This is a genomic window from Flagellimonas sediminis (genome assembly GCF_010500845.1).
GTDB classification, from domain to species: domain Bacteria; phylum Bacteroidota; class Bacteroidia; order Flavobacteriales; family Flavobacteriaceae; genus Flagellimonas; species Flagellimonas sediminis.
This window is the reverse complement of sequence record NZ_JAAAMI010000001.1, coordinates 76,619-90,799: the sequence shown is the minus strand read 5'-3', so window position 1 is coordinate 90,799 and position 14,181 is coordinate 76,619. Positions and strand designations below refer to the sequence as shown.

The 14,181-nt window shown below is 42.4% G+C and carries 15 protein-coding genes; 6 read left to right on the top strand and 9 right to left on the bottom strand.

Annotation, left to right across the window (positions count from 1 at the left end; all coding sequences use genetic code 11):
* Positions 1-28: 28 nt before the first annotated feature.
* The 4 genes from GTK07_RS00365 to GTK07_RS00350 form a co-directional block, all read right to left on the bottom strand.
* Positions 29-547, bottom strand: a complete 519-nt coding sequence (locus GTK07_RS00365; protein WP_163631652.1) for a ferritin — start codon at positions 545-547, stop codon at positions 29-31.
* 113 nt (positions 548-660) lie between these two features.
* Positions 661-1,011 carry a hypothetical protein gene (locus GTK07_RS00360; RefSeq protein WP_235932395.1) on the bottom strand — a complete coding sequence of 117 codons (351 nt, stop codon included), beginning with the start codon at positions 1,009-1,011 and terminating at the stop codon, positions 661-663.
* Positions 1,012-1,019: 8 nt separating this feature from the next.
* The gene (locus tag GTK07_RS00355; protein ID WP_163631649.1) at positions 1,020-1,490 is read right to left on the bottom strand and encodes an Lrp/AsnC ligand binding domain-containing protein; all 471 of its coding nucleotides are present in this window, start codon (positions 1,488-1,490) and stop codon (positions 1,020-1,022) included.
* 48 nt (positions 1,491-1,538) lie between these two features.
* On the bottom strand, positions 1,539-2,912 hold the full coding sequence (locus GTK07_RS00350) for a saccharopine dehydrogenase family protein (protein WP_163631646.1): 1,374 nt from the start codon (positions 2,910-2,912) through the stop codon (positions 1,539-1,541).
* A 79-nt stretch (positions 2,913-2,991) separates the two neighbouring features.
* Here GTK07_RS00350 and GTK07_RS00345 point away from each other — a divergent pair, with 79 nt between their 5' ends.
* Entirely contained in the window at positions 2,992-3,384 is a 393-nt protein-coding gene (locus GTK07_RS00345) for a DUF423 domain-containing protein (RefSeq protein WP_163631643.1), read from the top strand.
* A 63-nt stretch (positions 3,385-3,447) separates the two neighbouring features.
* Positions 3,448-5,064, top strand: coding sequence for a phosphoenolpyruvate carboxykinase (ATP) (pckA, locus tag GTK07_RS00340; protein ID WP_163631640.1), 1,617 nt, complete (start codon positions 3,448-3,450; stop codon positions 5,062-5,064).
* A gap of 52 nt (positions 5,065-5,116) precedes the next feature.
* Here pckA and GTK07_RS00335 read toward each other — a convergent pair whose 3' ends face one another.
* From GTK07_RS00335 to GTK07_RS00325, 3 genes are read right to left on the bottom strand one after another with little or no spacing between them, the layout of a single operon-like run.
* Complete coding sequence (locus GTK07_RS00335) at positions 5,117-5,860, bottom strand: uroporphyrinogen-III synthase (RefSeq protein WP_163631637.1); 744 nt, start codon at positions 5,858-5,860, stop codon at positions 5,117-5,119.
* 6 nt (positions 5,861-5,866) lie between these two features.
* The gene (locus GTK07_RS00330) at positions 5,867-6,523 is read right to left on the bottom strand and encodes a DUF4271 domain-containing protein (protein WP_163631633.1); all 657 of its coding nucleotides are present in this window, start codon (positions 6,521-6,523) and stop codon (positions 5,867-5,869) included.
* Entirely contained in the window at positions 6,520-8,178 is a 1,659-nt protein-coding gene (locus GTK07_RS00325) for an ArnT family glycosyltransferase (RefSeq protein ID WP_163631630.1), read from the bottom strand. Before GTK07_RS00325 ends, GTK07_RS00330 begins: the two co-directional genes overlap by 4 nt.
* Positions 8,179-8,296: 118 nt before the next feature.
* Between GTK07_RS00325 and GTK07_RS00320 the strand changes: the two genes are divergently transcribed.
* From GTK07_RS00320 to GTK07_RS00310, 3 genes are read left to right on the top strand one after another with little or no spacing between them, the layout of a single operon-like run.
* Entirely contained in the window at positions 8,297-9,025 is a 729-nt protein-coding gene (locus GTK07_RS00320) for a polyprenol monophosphomannose synthase (RefSeq protein WP_163631627.1), read from the top strand.
* Between the two features lie 2 nt (positions 9,026-9,027).
* The gene (locus tag GTK07_RS00315) at positions 9,028-10,362 is read left to right on the top strand and encodes a dihydroorotase (protein WP_163631624.1); all 1,335 of its coding nucleotides are present in this window, start codon (positions 9,028-9,030) and stop codon (positions 10,360-10,362) included.
* 3 nt (positions 10,363-10,365) lie between these two features.
* Positions 10,366-10,824 (top strand): DUF4296 domain-containing protein, encoded by a 459-nt coding sequence (locus GTK07_RS00310; RefSeq protein WP_163631621.1) that lies wholly within the window; start codon positions 10,366-10,368, stop codon positions 10,822-10,824.
* On the opposite strand, the gene GTK07_RS00305 is transcribed toward GTK07_RS00310, so the two are convergent.
* On the bottom strand, positions 10,811-11,812 hold the full coding sequence (locus GTK07_RS00305) for an SDR family NAD(P)-dependent oxidoreductase (protein WP_163631618.1): 1,002 nt from the start codon (positions 11,810-11,812) through the stop codon (positions 10,811-10,813). The two genes, GTK07_RS00310 and GTK07_RS00305, sit on opposite strands and share 14 nt — an antisense overlap.
* Before the next feature lie 84 nt (positions 11,813-11,896).
* On the opposite strand from GTK07_RS00305, the gene tyrS reads away from it, so the two are divergent.
* The gene (gene tyrS, locus GTK07_RS00300; protein WP_163631615.1) at positions 11,897-13,192 is read left to right on the top strand and encodes a tyrosine--tRNA ligase; all 1,296 of its coding nucleotides are present in this window, start codon (positions 11,897-11,899) and stop codon (positions 13,190-13,192) included.
* Here the strand turns inward: tyrS and GTK07_RS00295 are convergent, their stop codons facing one another.
* Positions 13,193-14,179, bottom strand: a complete 987-nt coding sequence (locus GTK07_RS00295; protein WP_163631612.1) for an acyl transferase — start codon at positions 14,177-14,179, stop codon at positions 13,193-13,195.
* Between the last annotated feature and the right edge of the window lie 2 nt (positions 14,180-14,181).

The following is a 14,181-nucleotide window of genomic DNA, read 5'->3' as shown; positions in this document are numbered from 1 at the left end:
CCCCTTTTTATTTTATGCTTTGGATGAATTATTCAATCCAATTGGCGACTTGGTTATCGATCATCTGCAGACCAACACCTTCAGTGCCGGTTATGGCGATCATATCCAAAATGTCACGGATGGTGTTCTCCTCCTCCACTTGCTCCATTACGAACCAATCCAAGAAACGTTCCGTAGTAATATCACCCAACTCACGGGATTTTCTTACAATGTTGTGGATGGATTTGGTCACCTTAACCTCATGCTCCAATGTGTTTTCGAATACATCCACAATGGAAGCGTAATCATGGTTGATATTGGTAACCTCAGGAGAAATGGGGCTTCCACCTGTATCCACCAAAAAATTAAAGATCTTCATCATGTGCCCACGTTCTTCTTCCGATTGTTTGAAGAAAAATTTGGCACTGGTAAAAAACCCATTTTGCTCGCACCAGGATGCCATGGCCAAATAAGAGGCCGAGGCGTGGGCTTCCATCTTGATCTGGGCATTGAGCAAATCCATGGATTCCACTTTAATGCTCATGCTTTGTCTTGCTATATCTTTCATATAAATAGGTTTTTATGTAATTGTAATCCTAAAATTACGAATTTTCGTCCGCTTTAACAGAGTGGCACCCTGATTTTTAAGGTAATTTATGATGGGTTAAAATGGGAAAGGAACTAAACTGCCAAAACTTCTCTTTCTGCTGAGAGCCCCAAGGCTACGAAAGCGTGTTCCACCATATTTTTGAGGTCGATGATTTCCAAAGTATTCAAAATGAAAAGATGTTCCTTGTTGCAGAGCAGCAAAACCTCGACCCCGTGTTTGTTGAGGGCGCCATCAAAATGCGATTCTAGGGAAATGGACATGACCTTGTGCCGAAGCGAAAGGAGTTGGCAAAGGGACATGCGAATGGTCTTTTGCCCAAAATCTAGGTAAAAGGCGCGCTCACCTAAAGCCTGATGAAGCGAATAATATTTGGACCGATAGATTTCTACCATGGTCCAAATGTAATCTTTATTTAGATTCAATCAAAATATCAGATTTGAATTTGTCTATCAATCTGTTGGTTCAAGGAAATAAAGGTCTCGGTTCTGGATACCCCTTCGATCTGTTGGATTTTTTTGTTGAGGACCTGCATGAGGTGCTCGTTGTCGCGGCACAACACTTTGATCAAGATGGACCAGTTTCCTGTGGTATAATGGCATTCCAATACTTCGGGAATTTTCTCCAATTCCTTTACCGCTCTGGGGTTGGACATGGCCTTGTCCAAAAAGATACCGATATAGGCCATAGTGGTATAGCCCAATATCCTTGGGTTGATGATGAACTTGGAACCGGCCAAAAGCCCGGAACTTTCCAATTTGCGGAGCCTTTGGTGAATGGCGGCCCCAGATATTCCGATGTTCCTTGCGATTTCCAAAATAGGTTTACGGGCATCTTCCATGAGGTATCTTAGGATTTTCTTGTCGATACCATCAATTTTCAAGGAATTGTTATTGTTTTTCACCAGACTGATTTTAATATGAAGCCAAAGATAATTAAATTCTATAAAAACCTAACCGGCAACGGAGTCTGGATTGTAGCCCAGATAGGGCACTTTATATTCCTTGAAGTGGATTCCGTACGATTTTAATTCGGATAGGATAGGGGCATATACTTCCTTACGAATCGGAATTTGTACCCCGGGAGTTGTGATCTTTCCGTTCAGGATTTGCAGCGTGGCCATGGCTACTGGAAGGCCAACGGTCTTGGACATGGCCGTGTAGGTCCTGTTTTCTCCTATCACTACCATATTGGCATCGATTTGTTTCTTTTCGCCGTTCAGTTCGTATCCAAATTTATGGTACATCACGATCATGTCCTTTTCATCTTCCTGAAGGGTCCAACTCTCTTCCAATATGTACTGCAGCATTTGGGCCGGGGAGGCATTTTTCAATGGAATCTTTCTGGTGTGATCAAAGAGGTTCAGCTCCAATAATTTGCCCCACATGATATCATCTTGGTCTATCTTAAGGTAATGTCTCAGTTTCAACTCAACGGAATCTGTGGGCGAATAGGGTAGAAAAAGATTTACATACTCGCGAAAGGACATGCCTTCCGAATTTTCGATGACGTAACTGTCGTCCGTCATTCCCAGGATTACGAACATTTGCCACGCCTTGGAAAATCCTACCCTCCGAATGGTTCCTCGATAAAGTGTCAAGACATCTTGAAGGCCATAGGCCTCCCGATAATCTAAGGAATCCCTGTTGGCATAGGCTTCAAAAGTGCCGTACCCTTCAATATCGAGGAATTCCGTCCTTCTGAAAAGTTTTTGATAGGGAATGTATTTGTAGGTACCTTCTTGGATAAATTTTGCGGCACCCCCTTGTCCCGCCAACACCACATTGCGAGGGTTCCACGTAAACTTGTAATGCCAAAGGTTGGTATCACTGGCGGGGGCCACCAATCCACCTGTAAACGATTCGAACAGCAACATTTTTCCTCCGGCATCCGTAATACGATCAATGATTTCCATGGCACTCATATGATCGATGCCTGGATCAAGCCCGATTTCGTTCATGAACACCAGTCCATTTTTCTTGACCTCCCCATCCAAAGCTTTTAATTCTTTACTGATATAGGAGGCGGTAATCAAATGTTTTTTAAAGAGAAGACAATCCTCGGCAACTTTTATGTGAAGACTTGCAGGTAGCATCGACACCACAATGGATGCTTCTTCCACAGCTTTTTTTCGGGCCTCATCGTTAAAAATATCCAAGGTGAATACGGTACAGTTGGGGTGTTTGGCGATTTCCGAAGGAATAAGTTCCGGCTTTAGATCACCAATGTGTATTTGAAGGTTTTCTTCCTTGGATTTTTTTAAAAGATAATCCAAAAGATAGGAGGTCGATTTACCTGCCCCAATAACCAAAATAGTTCGGACCATAGGTTTTCAGTAATTTTGTAATTGTAAGATACTAAGGTATCAAAATGTTATATTTTTAAAAAAATTACTACTTAAAGTTATGAACAGAACAATTTTGGCTACTGGAGTTTTTATGGGGCTTTTGGCCATCATTCTTGGTGCTTTTGGAGCCCATGGGTTGCAAAAATTGGTTGATTCAAGTGCGGTCCAAACCTTCGAGACGGGGGTAAGATACCAGATGTACCATGCCCTGTTCCTACTTTTTTTAGGCCTTTGGACAGGGCTTGGCAACCGTCAGAAAAAACTTGTTTTTGTGTTGGTACTCATTGGTGTTGTCCTGTTCTCCTTTTCCATATATCTGTTGGCATTGAACAGTTTAATCGCTTTTGACTTTAAAAGTATTGGATTTTTAACACCATTGGGAGGGGTATTTATGATCTTGGGGTGGTTTTTTTTAGGATATTACATTTTGACCAAAAAACCACTCAATTGACCTTTAAATCCTCTACGAAAACGTTATAATTTTCTAGCTTTGTAGCAATTTTAAATCTAAAACATGAAGGATTCTGCCCAAGTTTCGAAAACGATTTCGTTAAAGTCTTATGGAATACAACATGACAATATCAACTACCAACTTTCCCCGGATGAACTCCATGATATTACCTTGGAAAAAGGCATGGGAAAAGAAGCATCTTCCGGTGCGTTGGCAGTTGATACTGGTGAATTTACAGGCAGGTCGCCCCTTGATCGCTTTATTGTAAAGGACTCCGTGACGGAGGATAAGATTTGGTGGGGCAACATCAATATTCCTTTTGATGGTGACAGGTTTGATAAACTCTATGACAAGGTCATCCACTATTTGAACAGCAAGGAGCTTTATGTTCGTGATTCTTATGCTTGTGCCGATTCAGACTATAAGATGAACATACGCGTGATCAATGAGTATCCATGGTCCAATATGTTTGCGTATAACATGTTCCTGCGGCCTACGGAAGAGGAACTTGAAAATTTTAATCCGGAATGGACGGTGATAAACGCTCCTGGCTTTAAGGCGGATGCAGTGGTGGACGGTACCCGTCAGCATAACTTTGCCATTTTGAATTTTACAAGAAAAATAGCCTTGATCGGTGGTACGGGATACACAGGTGAAATTAAAAAGGGAATTTTTTCTGCCCTTAACTTTATCCTGCCGGTATATAAAAACACGTTACCTATGCACTGTTCCGCCAACGTGGGACATGACGGGGACACGGCCATTTTCTTTGGGCTTTCAGGCACAGGCAAGACCACCTTATCCACAGACCCCAATAGAAAGCTGATCGGGGATGACGAACATGGCTGGACTCCGGATAACACGGTTTTCAATTTTGAAGGCGGCTGCTATGCCAAGGTAATCGATCTTTGTAAAGAGAACGAACCTGAAATTTATGGGGCCATCAAGAAGGGGGCCATCCTGGAAAATGTAATCATGGACAGTAACGGGGTGGTCGATTTCTCGAATACTTCCATCACCCAAAATACAAGGGTAAGCTATCCTATTGAACATATTGAGAATATCCAAGTGCCTTCCATAGGCAAAAATGTAAAGAACATCTTTTTCCTTACTGCGGATGCCTTTGGTGTATTGCCTCCTATTTCCAAATTGACCCCGGCACAGGCGGCTTATCACTTCATTTCGGGATACACCGCGAAGGTGGCCGGTACCGAAGCAGGGGTAGTAGAACCGCAGCCTTCCTTCTCCGCCTGTTTCGGCGCACCGTTTATGCCCTTGCACCCTACCAAATATGCTGAGATGCTAAGTAAAAAAATGATTGAATCGGGGGTTGATGTTTGGTTGGTTAACACAGGATGGACAGGGGGTCCATACGGAGTGGGCACACGCATGAAACTAAAATATACCCGTGCCATGATCAGTGCCGCGCTTAATGGTGAATTAGGGCTTTACAGTTATGACAGGTACCATATTCATTCCGTGTTCGGGGTGGCACAACCAAGGGAATGTCCCGGTGTTCCCAAAGAAGTGTTGAGTCCTAGGACTACATGGAACAACGATGAGGCCTATTATACCACGGCCTTTAAACTGACCAATGCCTTCAGGGAGAATTTTAAAAAGTTTGAAGCTTATGCCAGTGAGGAAATCCGACGGGGCGGCCCACAACGATATGCCTTTTAAAAAAGACGCCCCTGCAAAGCAGGGGCGTTGATTTTTTTGCAGTAAAATTTTTTTACTTGTTCACGCTGGTGATGTACTTCTGCAGGGCCATCGTCATGGAGGGTGTCTCCGGCGTTGGTGCCTGAATGTCGATCCTAAGTCCCGCTTCTGTTGCTGCCTTTACAGTACTGTTGCCAAATACGGCAATACGCGTATTGTTCTGTTCAAAATCGGGGAAGTTCTTCAAAAGGGATTCTATCCCGGAAGGACTGAAGAATACCAGAATGTCATAGTAAACATCTCTAAGGTCTGACAGATCACTGATCACTGTCTTGTAGAAAATACCTCGTTTCCAATCTACGCCAAGCTCGTTCAAAGCTTCGGGAACAGAAGGTTTCAATTGATCCGAAGATGGTAAAAGGAATTTTTCGTCCTTGTACTTTTTCATCAACGGGATCAATTCATTGAAAGTCCTTTTACCTACGTAGATCTTTCGTTTTCTGTATACTACATACTTCTGCAGATAGTAGGCCACGGCCTCCGACTGGCAAAAGTATTTCATGGTGTCCGGAACCTTAAAGCGCATCTCCTCGGCAATCCTAAAAAAGTGATCAACAGAGTTTCTGCTGGTCAGGATGATTGCCGTAAAATTGTTCAAATCGATTTTTTGCTGCCTAACATTTTTGGCTTCAACCCCTTCCACATGAATGAATGGCCTAAAATCCACTTTAATTTTTTCCTTTTCGATCAATCTGGAGTATGGGGAATTTTCGACTTTGGGTTCTGGTTGGGAAACCAAAATTGTTTTTACTTTCATAAGTTTTTAAACTTTTAGATAGCTTCCAATTAACACCAAGGGCGCAATTTCGAGTGCGCAAAGGTACAAAATAAAATACACAAAATACGGAAACATAGCTTTTTGATAGTTCTTCAACAGCTTGATCGTACCAATGCCATTTATTAAAATAATTAAAATAATTGCGCCATATATGGTTGCCTTTGAGTCGATTAAAACATATATCAGCAAAATGTTGGCCAAAGCGATCAATAGGCTGCTGTAGTTAAGGTAAGAGGTTTTGCTGAAAATGATACCAAGAATAAATTCTTGGTTGTTGAAGACAAATCCGGTGAAGGCCTGAAGGATCATTTTGATCAATTCGAACAGGGCCAGGCCACCCAAAATAATAAAAAATACCAATATGGGATCGATTGATGGCATCATTTGAAAAACGCCCAATGTCAGATAAATGAACAAAGAAAGATTAAGTAACTGGAAAAGGGACATTAAGATATGAAACCAATTCAACAAGGGTCCTTTTTTGCTATTGAGGAGGACATATTTATCATTGAATGGGAGAATAATGAAATTTAAGAACTTTGCACCGTACAAATATTTTCCAATGGCCAACAATACCAAGCTTGAGAACAACACCAAGGTCATCCAATCCAGTGATGTAATGCTTTTCTCAATAGGGTTCATTCTTGAATTTTGGTAGGTTGTCCATTCAAACCAGGTGGCAGGCCATTTTCTGAAATGCCAATCCTAAAATACACCGGATTTTCCATTTTGGTCAAGGGTAACTCAAAAGAATAATACAAGGTATCCTTTGCTTTAAGAAATGGCCCCTTCGATCCTTTGGGATTCACCTTTAAAGGCAACATTTGCTTTACTTGCTTGTGGGCATTGGAATAGGAAATAGTATATTTCAATTGCTCCAAAGGGATACCGATTGGGTAGGGATTATAAACTTTCAGGTCATATCCAATGGCAGATTCCCGTTTGTCCACAACGCATTTTAGGTTTCTGTAAGATTGAAAATTGTCAATATAAATACCGTTGAATACCGTACTATCCAAATGCATGTAGGTTATATCCCCGGTTTTACGATATTGAGAGACATACAAAACCTTTTTACCCCTTACTTTCTCTTCAGACCCATCAATGGAGTACTGATTTTTCCTGTACATGAAGTTGTTCAGTGAAATGGCCGGTATGCCGGAATAAAACTGATACATTGGGGCACGACGATAGGAGTTTTCAAAAACCACGGGCACATCACCGGCCTTTTGGTGCAGTTCATTCACCCATTGCTTGTTGCCATGTGTTTCATATAGTACGGGAAACAAAGGATGATAGACCATCCAGATCCTGGCATAAAGCAAAAGCACCATACTTAACAATCCTATGCGGTACATCCATTTTCTACTTTTGTTATTTTCCAATAAATGGTTAAAGGCAATCACGATCAGGGGAATGGTTATGGCTATGGCCCATTGTGCCTGTACCCTTCTATTAAAACTGGAAATGAAGAAGAATATCAAGATTCCATAAATCAAGTAGACCAGGGCCTTGGAAAAAAGATTTTTGGGCCTAAACTTGAACAAGGCACCGTAGACCCAAAAGAACAAAAGTCCGATGATAACGATCAGGTTCAAAAAATATCCCAAAGTAAACCCATCAAAGGAATAGGCCTGGTTAGGGCGTTCGTATAAATGAAAGGTGATGGATACAAAATCGTTCTGGTAAAGCCACACAAAATGGGGGATATAACAGATAAGTGCCAAAACTACCGCCAACCATGCTTTTTTGTTGAAAATCAGCTTAATATTGGACAGGAATACAAATAAGATGACCAGAACAGCGTGATATTTACTGTACATCAAAGCGGCCATCACAAGTCCCAAAGCCAAGGTGGTCAATAACGAAGAATCCTTTAAAAAACGTTTGTACAACCAAAGGAATAGTGCAGTGAAAAATAAAAGAGGCGTGTCGGGCAAGGTCAGAAACCCATAGGCATTCATCAAAGTGAACGAGAACACCAACAAAAAGAAATGTACCACAAACCCTTTTTTCTTGGGATTGTCGATAAGGTCCCATAAAAGGGCATAGGTGCCTGCGGAAAGCACACAACTCATGAACCGGACGCCCAATTCGCCATTAAACAAGAGACTACTGAGCTTTATCAGGAAAGCCACCATTGGAGGATGATCAAAATATCCCCAGGCCATGTTCTGGGCGTAGTACCAATAATAAGCCTCGTCATAAATAAGTTCCGTTACCGAGGCCTGGATGAGGTTCAAAACAAAAAGGACAGCCAACAGAATTAGAAAAAGCTTGGGAAACTTTTGAGACATCAATACGGTTTTTATGGCTCAAAGTTACAAATAATGACCAAGTTGAAACCGATCAATGGTGGTTGGGTTAGTGAAGGAAAATAGAAAAGCGTATTTTTGGCAATCTAATCCAATAGGAATGGCGGACGGCCTGGTGATCATACCCACTTTCAATGAAATTGAGAACATTGAAGCCATCGTAAAAACGGTTTTCGACCTCAAAAAGGATTTTCATGTCCTTGTTGTGGACGACAATTCTCCTGATGGTACCGCAGCTGCAGTAAGAGAGCTTCAGAAACAATTTCCAGACAGACTTTTTTTGGAGATGCGGAAGGAAAAATCTGGGTTGGGCACTGCCTATATCCATGGATTTAAATGGGCTTTGGCACATGGTTACGAGTACATCTTTGAAATGGATGCCGATTTTTCACACCGCCCTGCGGACCTATCAAGGTTGCATAGAGCTTGTGTAAATGGTGCCGATGTGGCTGTGGGCTCCCGTTATAAAAAGGGAGTGAATGTGGTAAACTGGCCCCTGGCCAGGATACTCCTTTCATATGGTGCTTCATTTTATGTGAAGTTCATCACGGGAATGAAGGTACACGATCCCACTGCCGGATTTGTGTGTTACAAAAGAAAGGTGCTGGAGACCATCAATCTGGACAATGTGAGGTTCATCGGGTATGCTTTCCAAATTGAGATGAAGTACAGATGCTATCTCAAGAAATTCAAGATAGAAGAGGTTTCCATTATCTTTACGGATAGGGTCAATGGAAAATCAAAAATGAACGGAGCCATCATCCGAGAAGCCATTTTTGGTGTCATTGCCATGAAATTTAGAAGCATTTTCTTTAAAAAGAACTTTTAGCCATGTCAAAAATACTGTTGAAAAATGCCAAGGTCGTCAATGAGAACAGCATTTTTGAAACCGATGTTTTACTGGATGGGGAAATCATTTCCCGAATAGATAGGGACATAACCGATTCCCAAGCAAAAGTCATTGACTTGAACGGCAACCTTTTATTGCCCGGGGCCATTGATGATCAAGTGCATTTTAGGGAGCCGGGCCTAACCCATAAGGGCACTATTGCCACGGAAAGCCGGGCTGCCATTGCTGGGGGGATCACCACTTACATGGAACAGCCCAATACCAATCCGCAGACGACCACCATTGAAAAGTTGGAGGAAAAAATGGCCATTGCGGCCAAAGATTCCTTTGCCAATTATTCCTTTCTTTTTGGGGGTACCAACGACAATTTGGAAGAATTGAAACGGTTGGACAAAAATGCCTGTTCCGGGGTAAAATTGTTTTTGGGTTCTTCCACAGGGAATATGTTGGTGGACAATGAGGAAGTCCTTGAAAAAATCTTCAGTAATACCGAAATGGTCATTTCCGCACATTGTGAAGACGAAGGTACCATTCGTGCCAATATGGAAAAATACAAGGGGATTTACGGGGACAACATCCCTGTTGAGCTGCATCCCATCATCCGAAGTGCCGAGGCCTGCTATCTATCGTCATCCAAGGCGATCGCACTGGCCAAAAGGACAGGGGCAAGGTTACACGTATTCCATGTATCCACAGGAATTGAAACAGAACTTTTCACGAATGCGATTCCATTGGAAGAAAAGAAGATTACGGCAGAGGTCTGCATTCACCATCTTTGGTTTTCTGATGCCGATTATGCTGAAAAAGGAACCCTGATCAAGTGGAACCCGTCAGTGAAGACCAAAACGGACAGGGCAAAACTATGGGAAGCCTTGTTGGATGACCGAATTGATGTGGTAGCCACGGACCATGCCCCGCACACCCTTGAAGAAAAGGACAACCCCTATACTTCGGCACCTTCAGGTGGTCCACTGGTACAACATGCCCTTTTGGCCATGCTACAAAAAGAATCCGAAGGAGTGATCACCTTGGAAAAAATGGTTGAGAAAATGTGCCATAATCCTGCCAAGTTGTTCGATATTGATAAGAGAGGATTTGTACGTGAAGGGTATTATGCGGATTTGGTCCAAGTGAATCGAAATTGCCAAAACGAGGTTAAAAAAGCCAATATTTTGTATAAATGTGGTTGGTCCCCGTTTGAAGGGGTTACTTTTGAATCCAAGGTCGTTCGTACTTTTGTAAATGGACTTTTGGCCTACGATGATGGTGTTTTTGCTGCTCAAAAGAATGCAAAGAGACTCACTTTTAACCGCTAGGGAATGAAAAGGATTGCAACTACTTTATTGGTTTTGTTCTTGGTCTCAGCTTGTGCCGAAAAGGTAATAGAAGAACCTGAAAACCTAATTCCCAAGGATAAAATGTCCGATATTCTGCATGATTTGGCTGTACTCAATGCGACCAAGGCTTCGGCGGAAAATAGTTTTAAGGAGTCTGGGATCGATATTATGGAGTTTCTGTACAAGAAATATGACATAGATAGCACCCAATTTTCACAAAGCGATCTGTATTACGCCTCTATTCCTTTGGAATACCAGTCGCTATACGAGACTGTGAAAAAGAAATTGGATAACCAGGCCCAAATTATGGAGGATAGTGCCAAGGCTAGAAATGATAGTGTCAGAAAAGCCAGCGAGGCAAAAAAGGCCAAGGAAATAAAAATGGATTCGACCGATATAGGAAATAAAGAAATAAAAAAGGTAGTTACTACCGATCCTTAAATTTCTGGCAGCAAAAATCGATTGCCGTGTCAAGGTCCCTGTATTCAAATCCCAGTACTTCCTTTATTTTGGAATTATCATAGACGTCTTGATGGTAAAGACCTTTGGCCATTACTTTGGATAACCTTCGTCTTTTGCCCAACAAATTACTGCGAAGCCAATCCAATCTCCAGAACATTTCAAGGGAAAAATAAGAAACCTTTTTGGTAGGGGGAGCAACTCCCAATTTCGGAGCTATTTTTTGGAACAATTGCTCATAGGTCCAATTTTGGTCCACCAAAATGAAGCGCTCTGATTGTATTTTGGATTCCATGAGCAACACCATGGCCCTTACCACATCATCAACGGAAACAAATCCGGTACCACTTGGGATAAAATGCTTTTTACCCTTGGCGGCATATGTGAAAAAAGTACCACTGCCCGATTTCCAAAACCCGGGTCCAATGACAACTCCGGGATTTACGATGACCACGGACAAGCCTTCTTGGGAACCACGCCATACTTCAAGTTCAGCGTTGTACTTTGTCAACCCATATACTGATGAACTGGCTTCGTTCCAATCGTTTTCCTCGGTTGCCATTTTCCCTTTTGTACTGGTCCCAATGGCAGCAATGGAGCTCACATGGCAAATTTTTTGGACGTCAAATTTCAAGCAAAGGTTTACCACGTTGGCGGTTCCTTCCACGTTGATCTTTTCCAGTTTTTTAAAATCCTTGGGATCAAAGGAAATCAGTGCAGCACAATGGTAGACCAGGTCAATGCCATCAAATGCCTTTGTCAACTCGCCAATATCAGTTATGTCGCCCTCAACCCATTCAATTTTATCCATCAATTGGGTTGGCTGCTCGGAATAATAACCAAAAACTTTGGAAACTTTCTGCAATGAATCCTTGGTGCGATAGAGCGACCTAACCCGCTGTCCACTGTTCACCAAGTGGTAAAGTAGATGGGAACCAAGCAATCCAGTGCCTCCTGTAACCAAAATCATGTTGTAAAAGTACCTATTTGTGCCGTAATTATAGAGTCAAGTGCCAAGTTCATTTTATATTTGCAACCATTCAAAAAAACAACCATGTTGAAGAATTTTGTGCAAGAACTACAATGGAGGGGAATGATTCACGATGTCATGCCCGGAGCTGAGGAACACCTGATGGAAGCGATGCGTGCCGCTTATGTGGGCATTGATCCCACTGCGGACTCCCTGCATATTGGGCACTTGGTAGGCGTAATGATGTTGAAGCATTTTCAATTGGCGGGACACAAACCCTTTGCATTGGTGGGTGGTGCCACTGGAATGATCGGGGATCCATCCGGGAAATCTGCCGAGCGTAACCTTTTGGATGAAAAAACATTAAGATACAATCAAGAGGCCCTAAAGGCCCAATTGAGCCGTTTTTTGGATTTCGAAAGTGACGAGCCGAACGCCGCCGTTTTGGTGAACAACTACGATTGGATGAAGAATTTTTCCTTTCTGGAATTTATCCGTGATGTTGGAAAACACATTACGGTGAACTATATGATGGCCAAGGATTCCGTGAAAAAAAGACTTTCTGCGGATGCAAAGGAAGGCATGTCCTTTACGGAATTTACCTATCAATTGGTTCAAGGGTACGATTTCTTGTACCTGTTTCAACACCATGATTGCACCCTTCAAATGGGAGGTAGTGACCAATGGGGGAACATTACCACGGGAACGGAACTCATCAGAAGAATTGGTGGTGGTAAGGGATTTGCCCTAACCTGTCCTTTGATCACCAAGGCAGATGGTACCAAATTCGGGAAAACCGAAGGAGGTAATGTGTGGTTGGATGCGGAACGTACCTCTCCTTACAAATTCTACCAATACTGGTTGAACACCTCCGACGAAGATGCTGAAAAATACGTCAAGATCTTTACCTTTTTAACCCAACAGGAAATACAGGATTTGGTGGCTGCCCATAAAGAAGCTCCACATGAAAGGGCGCTTCAAAGAAAATTGGCCGAGGAAGTGACCACCATGGTACATTCCAAGGAAGATTTGGAAAATGCCATCAAGGCAAGCGATATCCTCTTTGGAAAATCTACTTCGCAAGACCTTAAAGGGTTAAATGAGAAAACCTTTTTGGATGTTTTTGAAGGCGTTCCCCAAGCTCAGGTTTCACGGGAAGAACTTGTTCCTGGATTGGATATGATCGGCGCGTTGGCCGCCAAGACCAACTTTTTGGGATCCAATGGTGAAGCCCGAAGGGAATTGAAACAAAATTCCATTTCCGTGAACAAGGAAAAAGTGGGAGAAGAGTACTTGATTACCGAAGCGGATTTGATCAACAACAAATTTGTATTGCTTCAACGCGGTAAGAAGAATTATTTTGTGCTGGTGGTCGACTAGTTAAAGTACCATCAAATTGCAACCGCGAATATCGGAGCTGTCAAACCTTCCCAAAACCTCAAAGGAACCATCTAAATAAGTTTTGCCTAAATCTTGGGTAGCAATAAAGGAGCACGAATACAGATTCGCCAAATCTATAATATTGATGCCGCCTGTTTTTCCTTTGGCTTGAAGGCTCAAGGGGTCCTCGGTATCCCGGGTGATGACCATCATCCAAGGAGGTGTTTCAAAAATCCCATTTCCCTTGGAGTAGCCTTGGGACAACAATTCGGTCATTCCATATTCCGAATGGATGGATGGTACTCCAAACGCTTCTTTTAAAATTCCGTGTAGTTCCTCCCTGATCAGCTCTTTTCGACGACCTTTCATGCCCCCGGTTTCCATGATGATGGTGTTCTGGAGTTTCATGGGGAACTGTTCTGCCAAATCCAGCAGCGCAAAAGAGACCCCTATCAATAGCGTTTTGGTTCCGTTTTTATCCAATGCCCTAAGTTTTTGTTGGAGGCCAGCTAAGTCATATAGATAAAATCCACTATCAGGATGTTGGGACCGTTCCACCAGATCGTTCACCATATACACCAATGAAGAGCCTTGGCGCTCTAAATAAGCAGGCAATAAAGCAAGGATACAATAATCTTCCACAGGTCCGTAAAAGGAAGAGAAGCCCTTTAAAAAGCTTTCCTGATAAAGTAATAGGTCTGGAACAAAATGCTTGCTGGTTGAGCTTTGGGTGGTGCCACTACTTTCAAAAATGGCCTGTGGTTTTTGGGTCGTGGACACGATGTTGTGCGACTTAAAAAATTCGATGGGCAAAAAAGGAATATCCATTAGTTTTTGTACCTGAGAAGGAGATTTGTCCAAGTAATTACAAAAACCCTGATAGATCGAATTGCTGTGATATTGAAAGTTGAATTGTTGCAATGCCATGTCCTCAAATTCTTGGGAATTGGCAATGGAAAAAATCCGATCTGTGTTTATAGGATGCATGA